Below are 20,110 nucleotides of genomic sequence, written 5' to 3'. Positions count from 1 at the left end.
GTCAGGGCGTCAGCCGCACGGACGACTTCTTGTCCTCGGCGGCCGGCCCCCACGACTCGAGCACGACGCCGGCGCCGAGCTCGTCCTCGACGGTGCGCACCCAGTCGGTCACCCGCGCGTACTCGGGCTCGGCGGCGTCGAGGGCCCGGGTCATCGCCTCCTGCCGCTCGAGGTCGCCGGGCGCGCCGGCGCGCAGCGGGTTGACCCGGTAGGAGCGGCAGATCCGGTGCACCCGCAGGTCGAGGTGGGTCAGGGCCAGGCCGTCGACGCCGCCGCACACCTGCAGCGCGTACCGGTGCAGCGGCGCGTCGAAGTGCCCGACCCGGAACGGCCCCTGCCAGTCGTTGGCGGGGTTGTTCGGGTCGGTGATGCCCAGCGCCCTGTCCTCGGTCGGCAGCGGGCCGGCCCCGTGCCGGGTCGTCACCGTGCGCAGGACGCCGAGGCGGAAGGCCGGCGCGCCGTCCAGCAGCTCCTCGGCGTTGGCGAAGGTGGTGGTGCTCCACGTCGTGTACGGGTGGAAGCCGTGCCACTCGTCCAGGAGTACCCCTTGCGCACCCTCGAACACACAGGGCCCCTCCGGGCGGAAGCCGTCGACCAGGCGCGCCGTCGCCGCGAACCCCTCGTAGGCGGCCAGGCATGCCTCCACCGGCGGGCCGCCGGCGCCGAGGCGGTCCCGCAGCAGGGTGAGCTTGCGGCGCAGCAGCGCGGGCTCGGCGCAGTCGCCCGCGCGCGGCGCGTCGCCGGGGTGCGACAGGGCGTACGCCATCGTCTCCCCGACGCCCATCCCGCACGAGCCGTGCCGCTCCGCCCCGCGGGCGATCTCCTTGGCGCGGTTGGCCTCGCGGTGGTACGGCGTGGAGATCAGCGCCGCCCGGTCCACGCTGAGCCGGCCCCAGACGTCGCGCGCGCCGAGCGCGACGAGGTGCTCGGCCTCGGTGACCAGCGACAGCGGGTCGACGACCATGAAGCGCGACAGGTGCGTGCGCACCCCGGCCCGCAGCGATCCGGCGCCGAACTGCGCGAACGTGTGCTTGCGCCCGTCGGCGAGCACGACGGTGTGCGCCGCCTGCGCGCCCCCGTTGAAGCGCACGACGGTGTGGACGTCGCGCGTGGCGCACAGGTAGTCGACCACGGTGCCCTTGCCGCAGTCGCCGAAGCCCAGGTCGACGACGATGATGTGCATCGCTGGTCCTCCTCGCCCGGTGCCGGATGCCGCCCCCTCGACGGCACCCGGCGGGTCTTCGTTACAGGCGCTCGACGCTGGCCGGGCCGGCCAGGTCGGACGGGGTCTTCGTTACAGGCGCTCGACGCTGGCCGGGCCGGCCAGGTCGGACGGGGTCTTCGCTAGAGGCGTTCGACGCTGACCGGGTCGGCCAGGTCGGACGGGGTGGAGCCGGTGGCGACCGGTGCGCGGCCGCTGCCGATGCGGGCGAGGGCCTTGCCCACGCTCTCGGCCGCGCCCGAGCCGACCTCCTGCAGGTCGGCCAGGCCCTCGTCGAGGTCGATGGTGTCCTCGCCGAGCCCGACGGTCAGCGCGATCGTCTCGCACACCGCGTCGAGGTCGTCGAGTGCGATGACGTTCTGGCCGAGCAGGTCGCGCCAGAAGTCGAGGATCGTGGCGTTGCCGGCGTAGGACGAGCCGGCCGGCAGGATGTAGTACGTGTCGTAGGTGCGGCGCACCTCGTCCACGATCGCCCGCAGCCCGATCGGCTCGGCGAGCCGGTCGCCGATGACCTTCTCCACCTCGGCGGGCTTGACCCGCTGGTAGGCCTGCTCGTCGCCGATGATGAACAGGTACCCGCGCCGGCCGCGCTTCTCGAAGCAGTCGATGCTGGTACGCCGGGCCATGAAATACATCGCGAGCTCGTACGACTCGGTCATCTGCCCGCCACCGCCGCCCTCGAGCACGAAGCGCCCGAGGTCCTCGTCGAGCCGGTTGTCCGACTCGAACTGCCCGACCTGCAGCGGCACGCGGTCGCAAGTGGCGTCGCCGATGGCGCCGAAGAGGATCTGCGGGTCCTTGACGTAGCCCTTGCGCAGCAGCAGCCCGAGCAGCTGCGGGAGCTTCTGCTGCAGCACCCGCGGCACCGAGCCCATCGAGCCGGTCACGTCGAAGAGCACGGCGATGGCCACGGAGTTCGGGTGCTCGTCGGAGTCGCGGCTCTCCCGGGCGGCGACGCCCTTCGGGTCGAGGGCCTTGTGCACGGTGCGGGCGCCGGAGTCGCTGTAGGCGAAGGCGCTCGTGCCGGTGGCCCGCCGGTATCGGTCGGCGGCGTCATAGACATCGGTCGACCAGGTTCCACTGCCCATTTTGGTACTCCCTGTGCTTGGTCAGAGCGTTTCTGTTCTTGGTCAGGGTGCGTTTTGTGCTTGGTCAGGGTGCGTTTTTTGTTCTTGGTCAGATGGCGAATGGCCGGAACTTGCGGGGGCCGTAGAGGCGGTGCAGCAGCTCGTCCAGCTCGGCGAGCAGCCGCCACGCGTCGTCGGGCCGTTGCCGGGGTGAGGCGAGCCGGCAGCCGTCGGCGAATCGGCGCAGCGCCTTCGGTGCGCGATCGCCCATGAGGTCGGCCATGAGCCCAGCGGCCATGGCCAGGTCGGTGTACGGCCCGGGTTCGCCGCGGTCGAGGACCTCGGCGGGGTAACGGTCGCGGTGCCGCGGGACGATCGCGGCGATGCGCTCGCCCGGCTCGCTGGCGCTGTAGCACCAGTCGACGAGGACGACGCCGTGGTCGCCGGGCTCGATGAGGACGTGCTCGGGCAGTACCGCGCCGTGCACGACGCCGGCCCGGTGTGCCGTGCCGAGCCCGACGAGCAGCCGCCGCCACATCCACGCGGCGTCCCTCGGGTCGAGCCCGTGCGGCCGCTTGCGCTGCACCTCCGCGAGGCTGTGCAGCCGCGTCGCCGAAACGCCGATGACGTTGCCCCGCCGGGCGGTCCCGTCGGCCTTGTGGCGGAACGTGTCCACCAGCCGTGGCACGTACGGCAGGTACCTCGGGTCGGCGTGCTCGGCCATCCGGCGCAGCGCCGCCGCCTCCCGGGCCATGAGGTCGTTGCACGCCGGGTCGCGGACCAGCTTGAGATGCCCCTCGGGCACCTTGTACAGGTTGGCGAGGTCGCCGCGGTGCTCGAGCGTCGTCGTGGAGTACACCCCGCGCGCACTGCGAATCGTCCCGCGGCTGCGCCACAGCTCGGACAGGCGCGCGAACGCCTTCGTCCCGCGCGGCCCGATCGCGTCCGGGTGGATCAGCTTGGCCAGCGCCCGGTACTGCTGGTGGGCGTCCGCCCCGCCGAACAGCTCCTCGGCGGTGGCCCCCTCGACCAGGGCGATGGCCTCGTCGGTGTTCATCGCACCGTCTCCTCCCGGCTCGGCATGAGCAGGGCCGGGTGCAGCAGCTGCGCATCGCCGGCGCGGTAGAGCTTGGCCCGGGGCCCGCCCCGCGCACCGCCCCGCTCGGTGGTGGCACCGGTGCCCTCGATGAACCCCGGCACCGACAGGACCTTGCGGTGGAAGTTCCCGGCGTGCAGCTGCTCCCCCCAGACCGTCTCGTACACGGCCCGCAGCTCCGCGATCGTGAACTCCTCCCCGACGAACCGCGTTGCGAGGGGCGAGTACTCGAGCTTGGACCGCGCCCGCTCGAGCCCGTCGGCCAGGATCGTCGTGTGGTCGAACGCGAGCCCTTCCGGCCGGTCGTCCATCGGCACCCAGGCCGCTTCGCGCGCATCGGTCCCCGACACGGGATCGGGCAGGTGCGGCGCGAAGGCGAGGTACGCGACGGAGAAGACCCGCATCCGCGGATCGCGGTCCGGCGCCCCGTAGGTCCCCAGCTGCTCGAGGTGCAGCCGCCGGTTGGCCGAGGCGACCCCGGTCTCCTCGGCCAGCTCCCGCGCGGCCGCGGTCGGCAGGTCCTCCCACTCGCCGACGAACCCGCCGGGCAGCGCCCACATGTCCTTCATGGGCGGACAGGCTCGCCGCACCAGCAGCACGTGCAGCGCCCCGTCCCGAATGGTGAACGCGACGACGTCGACGGTGACGGCCACGGGCGGATAGGCGCGCGGGTCGTAGCTGGCGAGGAAGTCCGCATCTTCGTTCGTCACGGCGCCGCAGTCCTTCTCAGTCAGAGTCTTTCTCGGCTTGAGTACTTCTCGAACTGAGAACAACATAAGCCGGACCCCTGCACCCGCGCAACGCCCTTTTCCTGTCGGCGACCCGTCACTCGAATTGCGCGATATGTCGGACTTATACCCCGAAAGCAGATAAAAGCGCACGAAACGTATGTTCCGCGTTGGGTGCCATCAACCGGCGTGACGCCGGCGGCCGACGGTCGGCATCAGGCCGATTGGTGGCGGTCGGCGGGTCCCACGCGGAGAGAAAATGCCGGCCGACCTCGCTATGCCAGCGTTGCCCGGAGGTGGTGGCTGCTGGCCGCGGAGACCTGAGCCGCGACGGCGGCGCGAACCAGCTCGCTGCGGTGCGGCATGTGCCCGCCCGGCCCCGCCACCAGCAGGCGCGCATGCACCAGTTGATCCACCAATCCGAGCACGTCATCCGGCCCGAGCCCGCCGGCCGCGGCTTGATCACGCCATCCTCCGCCGCCCGCTGACCAACCACACGCGGCCCTTCGCGGCGCGCCGCCCTGCCCCGAGCGCCTCGCGGCCACCGCCGCCCGCGCCGCTGGGAGCCGGTTGAGGGCCGTGGCCGTGGACGGGCGGCGGTGGTCAGGCGGGGCGAGGCAGAGGGCGGCTCAGCACAACGGCAGCTCGGCCCGCGCCACGATCAGCCGGGGCGCCGTCATCCGCCACGCCTCCGTGATCAGGTCGGCGACCTCGTCCTCGTGCGCCTTCCGCAGCCGCACCTGCACCCAGCCGACCCGCCCGGAGGTATGGGCCTTCTTGTACGCCCGCGGGTCGTCCTCGACCAGCGCCGCCTGATCCTCCCTCGACGCCTTGACGAGCATGGTCCAGTCGTCGGCGCACAGGTAGGCAAAACCCTTGTCCCGCACCCGGAAGCCGATGTGGTTGCCGTGTTGGCGCTGGTCGACCTCGGGCAGCATGAGAACCATCCGGAGCGCCTCTTCGACGCTCACGCCGCGTACGGTCCGCAATCCCATAACTCTGGTGTAACAGCCCGGTACGACACTTTTCCTGGGATCCGATTTTCCCCATTTGTTGACCTTTCCGATCACCCCGCGGTCGATCTCCATCGCCGCAGCTAGCAAGGCCCAACCCCTACCAAAATGCCACCCGCGGCCCGAAGTGGGACATGGCGGCGCGGAGACGGCGCAGCGCGACGCCGGGGTTGCGCTGTGCGAGCGGCGGCCCGGAATGTCGCGATCGGCGGCGGCGACACGAAGCGATCCCGAGCACATGGCAGTGTCGGTCGGTGTGTTGCGGGGCTGAGGTGGATAGGCTGACCCGCCGATAGCGTCAGACCTAGCCTCAGGGGGTTGAGCATGGCCGACTCGTTCGTGCATCTCCACGTGCACACCGAGTACTCCATGCTCGACGGTGCGGCCCGTCTCAAGGAGATGTTCGCCGAGGCCAACCGGCTCGGCATGCCCGCCGTGGCGATCACCGACCACGGCAACATGCACGGCGCCTACGACTTCTACAAGCAGGCGAAGTCGGCCGGTGTCACGCCGATCCTCGGCGTCGAGGCCTACGTGGCGCCCGAGTCGCGGCTCACCAAGCAGCGCATCCGCTGGGGGCGGCCGGACCAGAAGGACGACGACGTCTCCGGCTCCGGTGGCTACACGCACAAGACCATCTGGGCGCGCAACCGGACCGGCCTGCACAACCTCTTCCGGCTCAACTCCCGGGCCTCGATCGAGGGGCACTTCGTGAAGTGGCCCCGGATGGACGCCGAGATCATCGCCGAGCACGCCGAAGGGCTGATGGCCACGACCGGCTGCCCGTCGGGGGAAGTGCAGACGCGGCTGCGGCTGGACCAGTTCGACGAGGCGCTGAAGGCCGCCGCGAAGTACCAGGAGATCTTCGGCAAGGACAACTACTTCCTCGAGGTCATGGACCACGGGCTCGACATCGAGAAGCGGGTCCGGGAGGGGCTCACCGAGATCTCCAAGCGGCTGAGCATCCCGCCGGTGGTGACCAACGACTCGCACTACACGCACCAGGCGCAGGCCGAGGCCCACGACGTGCTGCTGTGCGTGCAGACGGCGGCGAACATCAACGATCCCAACCGGTTCCGGTTCGGCGGGTCGGGCTACTACCTCAAGTCCGCCGACGAGATGCGCGCGGTCGACTCGTCGGAGATCTGGCAGCAGGGCTGCAAGAACACGCTGCTGGTGGCGGAGAAGGTCGACACCGACGGGATGTTCGAGTTCCGCAACCTGATGCCGCGCTTCCCGGTGCCGGACGGGGAGACCGAGGAGTCGTTCTTCCGGGCCGAGGTAGCGCGCGGCATGCAGCGGCGCTTCCCGAACGGCATCGACGAGGAGCACCAGCGGCAGGCCGACTACGAGGCCGACATGATCGTGAAGATGGGCTTCCCGGCGTACTTCCTCGTGGTCTCGGACTTCATCCTGTGGGCCAAGAACGAGGGCATCGCCGTCGGGCCCGGGCGTGGGTCGGCCGCGGGCAGCCTGGTCGCCTACGCGATGGGGATCACCGACCTCGACCCGCTGCCGCACGGGCTGATCTTCGAGCGGTTCCTCAACCCCGACCGCGTCTCGATGCCCGACATCGACATCGACTTCGACGAGCGCCGGCGCGGCGACGTCATCCGGTACGTCACCGAGAAGTGGGGCGAGGACCGGGTCGCGCAGATCGCGACGTTCGGCACGATCAAGGCCAAGGCCGCGATCAAGGACTCGGCCCGGGTGCTGGGCTTCCCGTTCGCGGTCGGCGACAAGATCACCAAGGCGATGCCGCCCGCGGTGATGGGCAAGGACATCCCGCTGTCGGGGATCTTCGACCCCAACCATCCGCGGTACTCCGAGGCCGTCGAGTTCCGGGCGCTGTACGACAGCGATCCGGACGTGAAGAAGGTCGTCGACACCGCCAAGGGCCTCGAGGGGCTGATCCGCCAGACCGGCGTGCACGCCGCCGGCGTGATCATGTCCGCGGAGCCGCTGATCGAGCACGTGCCGCTCATGCGCCGCGACGCCGACGGGGCGATCATCACGCAGTTCGACTACCCGACCTGCGAGACGCTCGGCCTGCTGAAGATGGACTTCCTCGGGCTGCGAAACCTGACGATCATCGACGACGCCGTGAAGAACATCAAACGGCGCGGGATCGAGCTCGACCTGCTCTCGCTGCCGCTGGACGACAAGCCGGCCTACGAGCTGCTGGCCCGCGGCGACACGCTCGGGGTGTTCCAGCTCGACGGCGGGCCGATGCGCTCGCTGCTGCGACTGATGAAGCCCGACAACTTCGAGGACATCTCCGCCGTGCTGGCCCTGTACCGGCCCGGCCCGATGGGTGCCAACTCGCACACCAACTACGCGCTGCGCAAGAACGGGCAGCAGGAGATGACTCCGATCCACCCGCAGCTGGAGGAGCCGCTCAGGGAGATCCTCGGCCCGACGTACGGGCTGATCGTCTACCAGGAGCAGGTGCAGCGCGCCGCGCAGAAGCTGGCGGGGTACACCCTGGGCCAGGCCGACCTGCTGCGCCGGGCCATGGGCAAGAAGAAGAAAGAGGTCCTCGAGAAGGAGTTCGTGCCCTTCCGCGACGGCATGCGCGGCAACGGCTACAGCGACGAGGCCATCCAGAAGCTCTGGGACGTGCTGGTCCCCTTCGCCGACTACGCCTTCAACAAGGCACACACGGCCGGCTACGGCCTGGTGTCGTACTGGACGGCGTACCTCAAGGCGAACTACCCGGCCGAGTACATGGCGGCGCTGCTGACCAGCGTCGGCGACGACAAGGACAAGATGGCCATGTATCTGGCGGAGTGCCGCCGCATGGGCATCGATGTGCTGCCGCCCGACGTCAACGAGTCCGCCGGCCCGTTCACCCCGGTCGGCAAGGACATCCGCTTCGGCCTGGCCGCCGTGCGCAACGTCGGGCACAACGTCGTCGACGCGATCGCGCGCTGCCGGCAGACGCAGAACGGCCCGTACAAGGACTTCGACGACTTCCTGTCCAAGGTCGACGCCGTCGTGTGCAACAAGAAGACCATCGAGTCGCTGATCAAGGCGGGCGCGTTCGACTCGATGAAGCACCCGCGCCGCGGCCTGCTGGCCATCCACGCCGACGCGATCGACAATTACGCCGACCTCAAGAAGAACGAGGCCATCGGGCAGTTCGACCTGTTCGGCGACGCGTTCGGCGCCGACGACTCGGCGTCCGGCGGCACGGCGATGACGGTGCAGATCCCGCAGATCGAGTGGGACAAGCGCGAGCTGCTCACGTTCGAGCGGGAGATGCTCGGGCTGTACGTGTCCGATCACCCGCTGTTCGGCCTCGAGCCGGTGCTGGCCAAGGCCGCCGACACGACGATCAGCACCCTGTCCGAGGAGGGCGCGATCGCCGACGGCGCCGTGGTCACCCTCGCCGGCATGCTCACCGGCGTGCAGCGGCGCATCACCAAGCAGGGCAAGCCGTGGGCGTCGGCCACGCTGGAGGACCTCGGCGGCGCGGTCGAGGCGCTGTTCTTCCCCAACACCTACGAGCTCGTCGGGCAGTACATCGCCGAGGACGCGATCGTGGTGGTCAAGGGCCGCATCGACCGGCGCGACGAGACCCCGCGGCTGATGGCGATGGACCTGTCCATCCCGGACGTCTCCGCCGCCGACGAGAACCGCCCGGTGGTGCTGTCGCTGCCGGCCACCCGCTGCACGCCGCCGCTGGTCGACCGGCTCAAGGAGATCCTGGTCAACCACCCGGGCAAGGCCGAGGTCCACGTGAAGCTCAGCCACGGCTCGCGCACCACGCTGCTGCGCCTCGGGCCCTATCACGTCAACCCGACAACGGCCCTCAAGGGCGACCTGAAAGCGCTGCTGGGGCCGAACAGCTTCTCATGACAACAACCGGCCGGATCACGATGTAGTGTCGGCGGGTGCATACGCACGCCCTGGCCGACGACCTGCGCCCGCGTCGGTCGTTATGGCTGTCACGGCGTGCGCGGTGGTCGGCGTCCGCGGTCATCGTGCTGACCGTCGCCCTGCTGGTTTTCACGGTGGTGTACCGCGTGAGTCAGCGCCCCTACGGCTTCGACCGGCTCGATCGGATCGGCGGCGTCGCCCTGCCGGACGGCGCCGAACGGGCGCGCGCCTACCTCGACGGCGGCCGCGCCTTCCTCGGCCACGCGACCGCCGACGGCCGCTACGAGCTGCGCGCCGTCGACGCCGACAAGCCCGGCGCCGCGGTGTGGACCAACGCCGCCCTCACCGACGTCGACACGTTCCGCTCCGCCCGCGGCATGGTCGAGGTGACGGGCCGGCCCGCCGCCGACGGCCACCGCCGGATCACGCTGCTCAACGCGAACAACGGCGTGCCGTTCGCCGCGTTCGACGTGCAGGCCGGCGACCGCTGGTCGCTCATCGGCAAGTACTTCGTGCGGTACTCCGCCGCCGACCAGCGCCTGGTCGTGACCGACGTCGGCAACGGGCGCCAGACGGCGGCCTGGGACCAGCCCGGCGGCCCGAACGCCTGGTGGCCGACCGACAACTGGAGCGGACAGCAGGTGCCGACCTCGACCAGCGGCGAGCCGCTCGACGAGGCGCTGACCGTCGACCCGCACATCGTGCGCGCCACCGCCGACCGCGGCCTCGAGGTCGTCGGGCTGGCCGGCGGGCACGTCCTCGGCGCCGGCACGGGCCTCGCCGACCCCGGCGACCTGGTGTACGCCTACGAGGACCAGATCTTCGTCGCGCCCCGCGCCGCCGGTGCCCAGCTGCGGGTGTACGACCGCACGCACCTGAGCAAGCCGCAGTGGACCTGGTCGTCGCCCGACACGCAGGCCCAGCCGCTGTTCGTGACCGCGTGCGGCGAGCAGCGCGTCTGCGTCGGCGAGGAGCACCACCTCACCGAGCTCAACACCGACACCGGCGAGGTCGTGTTCCGCATCGCGGCCGAGCGCCCGTCCCTCGCGGTGCCGGTCGGCGACCGCGTCATGCTGCGCACCGCCACCCAGGCCATCGGGGTCACCGAGACGCTGCTCGACGCCGGCGGCCGGACGGTCAACAGTTGGCCCGGCAAGCGCGCGGCGCGCCTCGACGAGGGCAGCTACCTGCTGCTGCCGGCCGTCCCGCCGCCGGGGCAGTACGCGTGGACCGGCGTGGACGCCTCGCGCGGCGCGGCCCGCGAGCTGGGCACGCTCGACGCCCGCCCGGACGCCTGCACGTGGAGCCACACCTACCTCGCGTGCGCGACGCCCGGCGAGTTCGTCTTCTACCGCATCCGGGCGCCCTGGTACTCCCTGTGAGCCTGGCGGCGCGCGAGGCGGAACATGGCCACCGCGCCGATGCCCACCCACGCCACGTTGATCGCGACCGAGGGCCAGGCGTGGCTGGCCGCGGAGTTCCAGGCCAGCCCGACGGCGCCGACGATGTTCAAGAGCTGGAAGGTCGCGCCGTCGCCGGCCAGCTTCTTGGACGAGACCAGTGCGTAGGCGGCCAGCACCAGCGCGGCGCCGGCCCAGCCCAGGAACGCGATCACGACAGCACCGCGAACGCGCGCACCGTGAACGTGCCCATGCCCTCGACCTTCGGCGGTACCGCGGAGAAGCGGAAGCCGCGCGCCGGCAGGGCGTCCAGGCCCGTGAGGTGCTCGACGACGTAGATGCCGGCCGCGAGCAGGCCGGTGTGGGCGGGCCGCTCGCCGTCCTGCCGGTCGTCGACGTTGACCGAGTCGATGCCGACGAGCGCGGGCCGCCGCCGCACGATCCACTCCACGGCGTCGCGGGTGAGGAACGGCGCCGCCGGGTCGCCGTAGTGCTCCGTCCCGAAGTGGCGGCCCAATCCGGTACCGACGAGCAGTGCCCCGTCCTCGATCGAGCCCTCCACCGCCTTGTCCAGGTCCGCCGCCGTGATCGCCGTGAGCCCGGCGCAGTCGGCGAGCGCACCGTCGAGGTCGGCGACCCGTTCCAGCGGCACCCCGCCGAGGTCCGACCCGCCGTCGAAGCGGTGGCTGGGCGTGTCGAGGTAGGTCCCGGTGTTGGCGACCATCTCGATGCGCCCGATCTGGAACTCGGTCCCCGGCGCGTAGATCGCCCGGGACGCGTCCCGGCTCAGGTGGTCGCCCACCACGGGCCCGGGCAGCCCCGGGTAGGTCACCATGCCGGCGCGGACGGGGTGGCTCAGATCGACGAAGCGCTTCACGCCCTCGATCCTGCCATCCAGTGCAGCTAACGTGTGAGCGAGGATTCCTACAGCCCGACTTCAGCAGCGCTGAACACCCGGACGGACGCCCGACGGAAGACGGATTGCCGATGGACCTGGACCCGCGCCGCCTGGCCGTGCTGGCCGCGATCGCCCGCCGCGGCAGCCTCGCCGGCGCCGCCGCGGCCCTGCACGTGACCCCGTCGGCGGTGTCCCAGCAGCTGGCCCAACTCGAGCACAGCGTCGGCCGGCCCCTGGTCGACCGCTCGGGCCGCCGGGCGGTGCTGACCGCCGCCGGCCGGCTGCTCGCGGCGCGGGCCGAGGCGATCGCCCGCGAGCTGGCCGAGGCCGAGCGCGAGCTGGCCGCCATGTCCGGCCGCGCCGCCGGCCTGGTCCGGGTGGCGGCGTTCCCGACGGTGATCCGCCACCTGCTGGTGCCGGCGATGGCGCGGCTGGCCGCCGACCACCCGGACGTCACGTGCTCGATCACGGAGCTCGACGGGGCGCCGGCGCTGCGGGAGCTGCGCCTCGGCGGCATCGACCTGACCATCACCGAGCGCGACGCGGTGCAGGGCTCGCAGACCCACCGGCAGATGACGGTGGTACCGCTGTGCGAGGACCCGTACCGCGTGGTCGTCCCCGTCGGCTGGCCGCCGATCCACTCCTACGGCGACCTGGCCGATCGCCCGTGGGTCGCCGGCCCGCCGTCGTCGACGGCCGGCGAGGTCCTCGACCGCCTCGGCCGCGAACGCGGCTTCACCCCGCGCCGGGCGCACGCCTGCGTCGACTACCCGGCGGTCCTCGCCCTGGTCGCCGCCGGGCACGGCGCCACGATCGCCCCCGACCTGGCACTGCGCGGCGTCAACCGCGACGAGATCCGGGTGACGAGCCTGCCGGGCGCCGGTGCGCGCCGCCTGGACGCCCACCTGACGGCCGGCCGCGCCCAGCTGCCGGCGGTCGAGGCGCTCCTGGCGTGCCTCAAGGCCGTCGCGCGCTGAGGTGCGTCAGCGTTTCACGCGCAGCGGCGCGGCGCTGACCACGGACTGCAGCGCCGCGAGCACCGAGAGCAGGTCGGGCGGCAGGTCGCGGACCATCGCGCGCAGCCCGTTGCGGGTCGCGACCGCGTCGGGTGAAACGATTTCGGAGTCCAATCCGGTGATGAGCGCATGCCCGGCGAGAACCGCGGTCTGATAGTCGAGCCGGTCGAAGTTCTCGATCATGTGATTGAGCAAGATCGCTGGACTGGAGCCGATCACCGGATCTAACGGAACGTATTTTCGGCGACCGAACGGTCCGCTTCGCACCTCTTCCACGAGATTGGCGCCGACCAGCCTTTTGGTCACCATGGCGGGTGCCTGCGGCGCCAAATGCGAGATCCATTCGCGCAGCGGATAGTTCACCGGCTGTGCCGACAGCTCCTGCAGCGTCGTGGCCCAGACCGGGTCGTTGGGCACCGCCGAGCGGGGCACCACGACGATACGGCCCTGAGCCAGGTTGACCTGCCGCGCCAGCCACAGCTCCGTCAGCACGCACGAGGCCATCGCGGCGCCGAGTATCTGCGGCGCGCACAGCGCCCGGCCCGAGTAATCGTGGTGCGCAAGGAGCCAGAATTCGTCGGCGAGCGGCAGCCGGCGTGGAGCTGTCATGATCCCTCTCGACTCGGTGCTGACGCACGACGAAATCGACCCCGGGTGAGTGGCCCTGGAAAGACTAGTGCATCCGGCAAGGACGATTCAACCGTACCGTTGAAATGCATTGTTACCACCTCGTGAAGCGGTCGTTCGGGATTGCACGATCTTCGTCGCGGCCCCTAGAGTGCGTTGTCCGCTTTGATGAATGCGAGGATATCGATGGCTCAACCTGCACCCGCCGCACCGGGTCTGCGGCAGCGACGCCTCGGCGTCGGATCGCTCATCTTCTTCACCGTCTCGGCGTCGGCGCCGATGACCGTGCTCGCCGGCGGCGTGGTCACCACGTACGCCGTCACGGGGAGCATCGGCGTGCCGCTGTCGTTCCCCATCCTCGGCGTCGCTCTCGCGCTGTTCGCGGTCGGTTACGCGGCGATGACGCGCTACGTCGAGAACGCGGGCGCCTTCTACGCCTACATCGCTCTGGGGCTCTCCCGCGCGTGGGGCGTGGCCGGCTCCGCCGTCGCGATCGTCGCCTACAACACCATCCAGATCGGGCTCTACGGCCTGTTCGGCTGGGCGTTCAGCGGCTTCGCCGCCGCGCAGTGGAAGGTCGACCTGGACTGGTGGGCGTGCGCGCTGGGCGTCTGGGCGATCGTGGGCATCCTCGGGCTGTTCAACGTCGACCTGTCCGCCAAGGTCCTGGGCGTCTTCCTGATCGCCGAGATCGCCGCGGTACTACTGTTCGACCTCGGCGGCTTCGGCCACGCCGCCGGCGGCTCCGTGAGCGCCGAGTCCCTGCGGCCGGACAACCTGTTCACCGCCGGCGTCGGCGGCGTGTTCGCGTTCGGCATCGCGGCCTTCGTCGGCTTCGAGTCCGCCGCCGTGTACTCCAGCGAGGTCAAGGACCCGCGCCGCACCGTGGCCCGGGCCACGTACATCGCCGTCGCCATCACCTCCGTGCTCTACGCCGTCTCCGCCTGGGCGCTCGCCGCCGCGGCCGGCAAGCAGGCGCTGTCCAAGGGCCCGGCCGACCCGTTCGCGATGATCGCCGACTGGTTCGGCACCAACCTCGCCACCGCCGCCAACGTGCTGTTCCTGACGAGCGTGTTCGCCGCGCTGCTGTCGTTCCACATGGTCGTCTCGCGGTACACGTTCGCGGCCGGACAGGAGGGGGTCCTGCCGCGCTTCACCGCCGCGACCTGGCGCCGCACGGGCTCGCCGGTGGCCGGCTCGCTGCTGCAGTCGCTCGCCGCCGTGGTCACCTTCGGCATCTTCGCGATCCAGGGCAGGGACCCGCTGCAGCAGCTGTTCACGTGGCTGTCCTACGTGGCGGCGGTCGGCGTGCTCGTGCTCATGATCGGCACCTCGCTGAGCGTCCTGGGGTACTTCCGCGGCCGCGACACCGCCGAGAGCCCCTGGCAGCGGATCATCGCGCCGGCCCTGGCCAGCATCGCGCTCATCGCCATCACGGCCACGATCATCGTCAACGCCGACTCGGTCCTCGGCGCCGAGAAGGGCTCTGCCCTCACGTACGTGCTGCCCGGCATCGTCGGGGCGGCGCTGGTGATCGGGCTCGTCTGGGGGTACGTCATCAAGCTCAGGAACCCGTCGGTCTACTCCGGCATCGGTGAGGGCGGCGCTCGCCAGGCGGCCGCGCTCGCCGGGATCGAGGACCTGCTCGCGCGGGCCGACGACCGCGTCTCGGCCTAGGCGACCGCCATGCATCCCCTGGACCGGCTCACCGCCGAGGAGATCACCGCGGCCCGCGCGCTGCTGGACGACGCCGGCCTGCTCGGGCCCACCACCCGCGTCCCGTTCCTGGGGCTGGAGGAGCCCGCGAAGGACGAGGTCCTCGCCCACCGCGACGGCGACCCGGTCGACCGCACGGTCCGCGCCGTGCTGCTGGACGTGGCCACCGGCGCGAGCACGATCGTGCTCGCGTCGCTGACCCGCGGCGAGATCGACTGGCAGCACGCCGTCGACCCCGCCGCGGACGGCCAGCCGGCGATCCTGCTCGAGGAGTTCATCGCCGTCGACGAGATCGTCAAGGCCGACGCGGGCTGGGTCGCGGCGCTCAAGCGGCGTGGGATCACCGATCTCGACCTCGTGCGCCCCTGCCCGCTGTCGGCCGGCGTCTTCGACATCCCGGGCGAGGCCGGCCGGCGCATGCTGCGCGTGCTGTCGTTCCTGCAGCACCGGCCGGAGGACCACTGCTGGGCGCACCCGATCGACGGGATCGTCGCCTACGTCGACCTCACCGAGCGGCGCGTCCTCGAGCTCATCGACCACGAGGACCTGCGCGTGCCGCAGGAGGAGGGCAACTACGACGACCCGGCGTACGTCGGGCCCGCCCGCGAGACCCTGCGCCCGATCGAGATCACCCAGCCCGACGGGGCCAGCTTCGCGATCACCGGCGACGTCGTGGAGTGGGAGGGGTGGCGGCTGCGCATCGGCTTCGACCCCCGCGAGGGCCTGGTGCTGCACCAGATCACCCTCGAGGGGCGCCCGGTGTGCTACCGCGCCTCGGTGGCCGAGATGGTGGTGCCGTACGCCGACCCGTCCCCGGCCCGCTACTGGCAGAACTACTTCGACGCCGGCGAGTACCTGCTCGGCCAGCAGGTCAACAGCCTGCGCAACGGCTGCGACTGCCTCGGCGAGATCCGGTACTTCGACGCCGTCCTCGCCGACGGCGACGGCCTGCCCCGCACGGTCGAGAACGCGGTCTGCCTGCACGAGGAGGACTTCGGCGTGCTGTGGAAGCACACCGACCTGTTCACCGAGGCGCAGGAGACCCGCCGGCAGCGGCGCCTGGTCGTGTCCTACTGGGCGACCGTCGGCAACTACGACTACGGCTTCTACTGGTACTTCTACCTCGACGGCTCGTTCCAGCTCGAGTGCAAGGTCAGCGGCGTGCTGTTCACGTCCGCGCACGTCGAGGGGTCCCCGTGGGCCGAGCAGGTCGCGCCGGAGCTGGGCGCGCCCGGCCACCAGCACCTGTTCAACGCGCGCCTGGACATGACGGTGGACGGCGTGGCCAACGCCGTGGACGAGGTCGACCTCGTCCGGCTGCCGATCGGGCCGGACAACCCCTACGGCAATGCCTTCACCCGCCGGTTCACGCGCCTGGCGAACGAGGCCGACGGCGCCCGCGACGCCGACCCGGCGCTCGGGCGGGTGTGGCGGATCGGCAGCGCCGAGCGCACCAACCGGCTGGGCAAGCCGACCGCGTTCGTGCTGCACCCGGCGGGCCAGCCGGCGCTGCTGGCCGACCCGGACTCGTCGATCGCGCGGCGGGCGGCGTTCGCGACCCGGCACCTGTGGGTCACCCGCTACGACCCGCAGGAGCGCTACCCGGCCGGCGAGCTGGTCAACCAGCACCCGGGCGGCGCCGGGCTGCCCGAGTGGATGGCCCGGGAGCGCGACCTGGACGGCGAGGACGTCGTGCTGTGGCACACGTTCGGGCTCACCCACTTCCCGCGCCCGGAGGACTGGCCGGTCATGCCGGTCGACGCGTGCGGGTTCGTGCTGCGCCCGTACGGCTTCTTCGACCGCAACCCCGCCCTGGACGTGCCCGAGTCGGTGGCGAGGCACTGCCACTGACGCATTGACGGTTGTGGTACTCCCATGATCTGATCCGAGAACTCTTCACGTTCTTTGGATTGGGGAGACCGCCCGTGTCCGTGATCCGCCGTGCCGCGCTGGTGGCGACGCTCGTCGCCACCAGCGCCCTGGTCGCGCCCGCCGGCCCGGCCGCCGCCGCCCTGCCCACCGCCGCCGTCGCACTCGGCGACAGCTTTATCAGCGGCGAGGGCGCCGGCAACTATCAGCCCGTCGTCGACGTCAACGGGGTGTCGCAGGCCTTCCCGGGCTGGTCGGCGCCGAACAGCAACGCCTTCTTCTGCCACCGCTCCGCCAACGCCTCCCTGCTGCAGGCGAGCCTGCCGGGCATCCAGGACCGCTACAACATGGCCTGCTCGGGCGGGCGCCCCGCCGACTTCGCCGCGGCGTCGTCGGCCCGCGACAAGGGCCGCACGGTCGCCGCGCAGCTCGACCAGCTCCGTGCCGTCGCGCAGACCCACGACATCGACCTCGTGCTGGTCGGCCTCGGCTCGAACAACAGCTCGTTCACGTTCGGCGACGTCGCGGAGAAGTGCGCGAACCGCTTCATCGCCGATGCGTGGACCGGGTGGTGGGAGTTCTGGGCGTACCTCAACGGCCCGGTCGAGCAGGCCCCGTGCACCGCCGACGACCTCGCCACCGCCGCGCAGTTCTCGGCGGCGACGGCGGAGACGGTCGCGGCCGTGCGCCAGCTGCTCGTCACGCTGAACCAGGTCGACGCCGACCACCAGCACCGGGTGGTCTTTCAGGACTACACCAACCCGCTGCCGTTCGACCTGGACAGCTCCTACTGGGAGGCCGACGGACGCCAGGACGACCGGGACAAGTTCCGCGACCTCGGCGCCCTGCGCTACGCCGCCGGCTGCCCGATCCACCGGGCGAGCCTGTCCGCCGGGCACCTGTTCTCGCAGGGCCTGGGCACGCTCGTGCAGAACGTCCGCAACACCGTCGCCGCCGAGTTCCCGAACGACGACCTCGTGTTCCTCGACGTCCAGCACGCCTTCGACGGCGCCCGCCTGTGCGAGCACGCGGGTAGCCCGGCCAATGCGCTGGCCACGCCGATCCGGCTGCAGGACGGCCCGAGCGGCACGTTCGTGACGAGCCTGTCGGGCAAGGACAAGATCGCGATCCAGCGGATCGCCAACACCTGCGTGTCGTACTTCCAGACGTGCCAGGAGTCGTGGCACCCGACGGCGGCCGGCCAGGCCGTCCTCGCCCGCTGCCTCGCCGCCGCCGCGACCACGGCGGCCCGGGCCGTCACCTGCTCGCGACAGCCCGACGGCAGCCTCACCACGACCTAGTACTAGCGCCCGGGCGCGGGTCCGGGGCGGCTCACCAGCCCCGGATCCGCTCCCAGACGCCGCCGCCCACGACGTGGTAGTGATCGTGCTGTGCCGCGGTCGCGCACGTTGGGCAGGACGCGCAGCCGCGCGCCGACCGGGATGTCCGGCAGCGGGCGGGCGCTGCCCGGGCGCATCGACACGGTGACCGGCCCGGGCTCGTCCTGCACCAGCCGCGCCACGTCGAGGGACTTGGCCGTCTTGACGTGCGGGCGCAGCGCCACCCCGAGCCGGTCCAGCCGCGCCCGCAGCCGCTCGACGTTCGCGGGGTCCAGGGCCAGGTACGGGGTCTGTGGATCTTCGAGCGTCACCCGGTCATTCTGCATCCAGGAGCGCGCTCGGCGGCAACGCGAACAGGTCGCCCGTGCGCAGGCAGTTGCTCCTGGGGCCGGGCGAGAGCGGCTCGGGTTCGTCGAGGACGACCTGCGCGAGCCAGCCGCCGAGTGCCAGGCCGTCCTCGGCGAGCGCGTCGAGGCGGTCGTCGGTGGCGTCGCCGAGCAGGCCGGCGTGCTCGAGGATGACGTACAGCGCGTCGGCCGCGCCGGTCACGAACTGCTCGGCGGTGCTCTCATCGGTGCCCGGGTTCAGCTCCCGGTACAGCCGGCGGGCCGTCGCGAGGAGGCGCTCGGCGTCGGTCACGGTGAAGTCGCGCCGCAGTCGTATCGACAGGGACATGCCGTTGGTGAGCGGGTCGTCGCCGATCACGAAGCCGTCGTCGGACATGCCTGTTGTTCTATCGCATTGCTGGTTTCATCGCACCGCTGGTTCTATCGCACCGCGGCGTACAGCGCGCCCGTGGTCGCCGTCGTGTCCAGCGCGGCCCGGACGACCAGGCGTTCCAGGTCGGTCAGGAAGCCCAGCGGTCCGCGGCGGCCGAAGAAGCCGTGCTCGACGCACAGCATGATCTCGGCCGTCTCGCCCAGGTCCATGAGGAACATGAAGAAGTTGGCGCCCTTCGGCAGCCGGTCGATCACCGGCGAGCGCAGCTTGGTCGCCGGCAGCAGGTCGGCGACCCGCTCGGCCAGCTCCTCGTCCGGCACCGCGGCCAGCGGGGGCGTGTCGCGGGCGCCGAAGCGGGTGTCGTTGAAGAAGCAGTAGCCGTCCGGGGTCACGCCGCGCCGGCGCCCCAGGTCGGCGAACAGCGCTTCCAGGGCGCGCGGGTCGTACTCGCAGTGCAGGTACGCCGCCAGGGCCGCATCCGCGCAGCGGCGCAGGAGCTGTTCGACGGTCTCGGTGCGGCGCAGGTCCGGTGGGCACTCCAGGCGGAACAGCGCGTTCTCGTTGAAGGCCGCGACCACGCCGCGGCTGGCCTGCCGGAAGCGCGTCGACACGATCATGCGCAGGGCGGCGTCGTCCTCGCCGGTGTACGCCGCCAGCTGCAGCGTCGTGCCGCCCAACAGGGCGGTGGCGGGCGGGATGCCGTGGCGGGCGGCAAGGGAGTTGGCGGCCAGGGCGAGCGCGGGGGACTGGATGAGCCCCCAGTCCAGGTTCGGCGGGCCGTCGCCGCGCACCCGTTCGATCATGCTGATCGGCAGCGTGTCCAGGTGGCGGGCCCAGAATGCGAGCGCCTTGGCCTCCCGGCGGCGGCCGAGGTCCGAGCGCTCGTACTCCCCGCGCTCGAGCGGCTGCTGCCCGGGCTCGAGCACGATCGGCGGGTCGGCGAGCAGGTTGGCCAGGTCGCCGCGGACGATGTCGAGGCTCGAGCCGTCCACGGCCATATGGCTCGCGGCGAGCAGCACCAGCAGCGGCTCGCCGGCGCGCAGCAGCACCGCGGCCCGCAGCGGCAGGTCGGCGCCGATGTCGAACCATGGTCGGCGCAGCGCCTCGCCGATTTCGCCCGCCGCCTCCTCCAGCCCGACGTCGCCGAGGTCGTCCAGGTCGTGCAGCCGCAGCGGTACCTCACCCTCGGGCACCACGCGCTGGCGCGGGCCGTCGGGCGTGTCGACGTACACCGTGTGCAGCGAGTCGTGCCGCTCCACCAGCCGCCGCAGGGCGTCGAGCACGGCCGGCAGCTCGCGCCCGGCCGGCACGGGGCAGGTCACGAGCAGGTTGAGCGTGGTGTCGTCCGGCGGCAGCCACCGGAACACGTCCCAGATCGCCAGCTGTGCCCAGATGAGCGGGCCCTCGCCGGCGCGGCCGGTGCTGAACGCGATGCTCTGCTGGTCCACGGCACACCGATCCTCTGGATCATCATCCGACGTGGCGCGCGATTGGAGGAGTCTTTCAACGATCGCTG

At 71.5% G+C, this 20,110-nt stretch carries 18 protein-coding genes; 6 read left to right on the top strand and 12 right to left on the bottom strand.

Features of this window, described 5'->3' with window-relative positions:
• Position 1: 1 nt before the first annotated feature.
• The 6 genes from ABD901_RS33765 to ABD901_RS33740 all read right to left on the bottom strand — a co-directional run bounded on the left by ABD901_RS33765 (position 2) and on the right by ABD901_RS33740 (position 5,084).
• Complete coding sequence (locus ABD901_RS33765) at positions 2 to 1,183, bottom strand: adenylosuccinate synthetase (protein WP_345133105.1); 1,182 nt, start codon at positions 1,181 to 1,183, stop codon at positions 2 to 4.
• A gap of 161 nt (positions 1,184 to 1,344) precedes the next feature.
• Entirely contained in the window at positions 1,345 to 2,310 is a 966-nt protein-coding gene (locus tag ABD901_RS33760) for a hypothetical protein (RefSeq protein ID WP_345133103.1), read from the bottom strand.
• Positions 2,311 to 2,398: 88 nt separating this feature from the next.
• The gene (locus ABD901_RS33755; RefSeq protein ID WP_345133101.1) at positions 2,399 to 3,346 is read right to left on the bottom strand and encodes a protein kinase family protein; all 948 of its coding nucleotides are present in this window, start codon (positions 3,344 to 3,346) and stop codon (positions 2,399 to 2,401) included.
• Positions 3,343 to 4,095: an NUDIX hydrolase gene (locus ABD901_RS33750; RefSeq protein WP_345133100.1), complete on the bottom strand. Its 753-nt coding sequence runs from the start codon at positions 4,093 to 4,095 to the stop codon at positions 3,343 to 3,345. Before ABD901_RS33750 ends, ABD901_RS33755 begins: the two co-directional genes overlap by 4 nt.
• Positions 4,096 to 4,388: 293 nt before the next feature.
• On the bottom strand, positions 4,389 to 4,517 hold the full coding sequence (locus ABD901_RS33745; RefSeq protein WP_345133098.1) for a hypothetical protein: 129 nt from the start codon (positions 4,515 to 4,517) through the stop codon (positions 4,389 to 4,391).
• 225 nt (positions 4,518 to 4,742) lie between these two features.
• On the bottom strand, positions 4,743 to 5,084 hold the full coding sequence (locus ABD901_RS33740; protein ID WP_345133096.1) for an MmcQ/YjbR family DNA-binding protein: 342 nt from the start codon (positions 5,082 to 5,084) through the stop codon (positions 4,743 to 4,745).
• A gap of 366 nt (positions 5,085 to 5,450) precedes the next feature.
• On the opposite strand from ABD901_RS33740, the gene dnaE reads away from it, so the two are divergent.
• Both dnaE and ABD901_RS33730 read left to right on the top strand, forming a co-directional pair.
• Positions 5,451 to 8,987 (top strand): DNA polymerase III subunit alpha, encoded by a 3,537-nt coding sequence (dnaE, locus tag ABD901_RS33735; protein WP_345133094.1) that lies wholly within the window; start codon positions 5,451 to 5,453, stop codon positions 8,985 to 8,987.
• A 35-nt stretch (positions 8,988 to 9,022) separates the two neighbouring features.
• Entirely contained in the window at positions 9,023 to 10,390 is a 1,368-nt protein-coding gene (locus ABD901_RS33730) for a hypothetical protein (protein ID WP_345133093.1), read from the top strand.
• Here the strand turns inward: ABD901_RS33730 and ABD901_RS33725 are convergent.
• On the bottom strand, positions 10,357 to 10,623 hold the full coding sequence (locus ABD901_RS33725; RefSeq protein WP_345133091.1) for a CBU_0592 family membrane protein: 267 nt from the start codon (positions 10,621 to 10,623) through the stop codon (positions 10,357 to 10,359). The genes ABD901_RS33730 and ABD901_RS33725 overlap by 34 nt on opposite strands.
• The gene (locus ABD901_RS33720) at positions 10,620 to 11,285 is read right to left on the bottom strand and encodes a cyclase family protein (protein WP_345133089.1); all 666 of its coding nucleotides are present in this window, start codon (positions 11,283 to 11,285) and stop codon (positions 10,620 to 10,622) included. Before ABD901_RS33720 ends, ABD901_RS33725 begins: the two co-directional genes overlap by 4 nt.
• A 110-nt stretch (positions 11,286 to 11,395) precedes the next feature.
• Between ABD901_RS33720 and ABD901_RS33715 the strand changes: the two genes are divergently transcribed.
• On the top strand, positions 11,396 to 12,283 hold the full coding sequence (locus ABD901_RS33715; protein WP_345133087.1) for a LysR family transcriptional regulator: 888 nt from the start codon (positions 11,396 to 11,398) through the stop codon (positions 12,281 to 12,283).
• A 6-nt stretch (positions 12,284 to 12,289) separates the two neighbouring features.
• On the opposite strand, the gene ABD901_RS33710 is transcribed toward ABD901_RS33715, so the two are convergent.
• The gene (locus tag ABD901_RS33710) at positions 12,290 to 12,931 is read right to left on the bottom strand and encodes a GOLPH3/VPS74 family protein (protein ID WP_345133085.1); all 642 of its coding nucleotides are present in this window, start codon (positions 12,929 to 12,931) and stop codon (positions 12,290 to 12,292) included.
• Positions 12,932 to 13,135: 204 nt separating this feature from the next.
• On the opposite strand from ABD901_RS33710, the gene ABD901_RS33705 reads away from it, so the two are divergent.
• The 3 genes from ABD901_RS33705 (at position 13,136) to ABD901_RS33695 (ending at position 17,835) form a co-directional block, all read left to right on the top strand.
• Positions 13,136 to 14,626 carry an APC family permease gene (locus ABD901_RS33705; protein WP_345133083.1) on the top strand — a complete coding sequence of 497 codons (1,491 nt, stop codon included), beginning with the start codon at positions 13,136 to 13,138 and terminating at the stop codon, positions 14,624 to 14,626.
• Positions 14,627 to 14,635: 9 nt separating this feature from the next.
• The gene (locus ABD901_RS33700) at positions 14,636 to 16,516 is read left to right on the top strand and encodes a primary-amine oxidase (RefSeq protein WP_345133081.1); all 1,881 of its coding nucleotides are present in this window, start codon (positions 14,636 to 14,638) and stop codon (positions 16,514 to 16,516) included.
• A gap of 74 nt (positions 16,517 to 16,590) precedes the next feature.
• Positions 16,591 to 17,835: an SGNH/GDSL hydrolase family protein gene (locus ABD901_RS33695; RefSeq protein WP_345133079.1), complete on the top strand. Its 1,245-nt coding sequence runs from the start codon at positions 16,591 to 16,593 to the stop codon at positions 17,833 to 17,835.
• Between the two features lie 2 nt (positions 17,836 to 17,837).
• Here ABD901_RS33695 and ABD901_RS33690 read toward each other — a convergent pair whose 3' ends face one another.
• Genes ABD901_RS33690 through ABD901_RS33680 form a run of 3 tightly spaced genes read right to left on the bottom strand, consistent with a single transcriptional unit; the run spans position 17,838 to position 20,042 of the window.
• Positions 17,838 to 18,185 (bottom strand): hypothetical protein, encoded by a 348-nt coding sequence (locus ABD901_RS33690; RefSeq protein ID WP_345133077.1) that lies wholly within the window; start codon positions 18,183 to 18,185, stop codon positions 17,838 to 17,840.
• A 4-nt stretch (positions 18,186 to 18,189) separates the two neighbouring features.
• Positions 18,190 to 18,597 carry a hypothetical protein gene (locus tag ABD901_RS33685; RefSeq protein ID WP_345133075.1) on the bottom strand — a complete coding sequence of 136 codons (408 nt, stop codon included), beginning with the start codon at positions 18,595 to 18,597 and terminating at the stop codon, positions 18,190 to 18,192.
• Positions 18,598 to 18,641: 44 nt separating this feature from the next.
• The gene (locus tag ABD901_RS33680; protein WP_345133073.1) at positions 18,642 to 20,042 is read right to left on the bottom strand and encodes a condensation domain-containing protein; all 1,401 of its coding nucleotides are present in this window, start codon (positions 20,040 to 20,042) and stop codon (positions 18,642 to 18,644) included.
• Positions 20,043 to 20,110 lie beyond the last annotated feature (68 nt).

Source organism: Dactylosporangium darangshiense (assembly GCF_039537565.1).
GTDB lineage: Bacteria > Actinomycetota > Actinomycetes > Mycobacteriales > Micromonosporaceae > Dactylosporangium > Dactylosporangium darangshiense.
The sequence above is the reverse complement of the archived record's forward strand: the minus strand, read 5'-3'. Positions and strand labels throughout refer to the sequence as shown.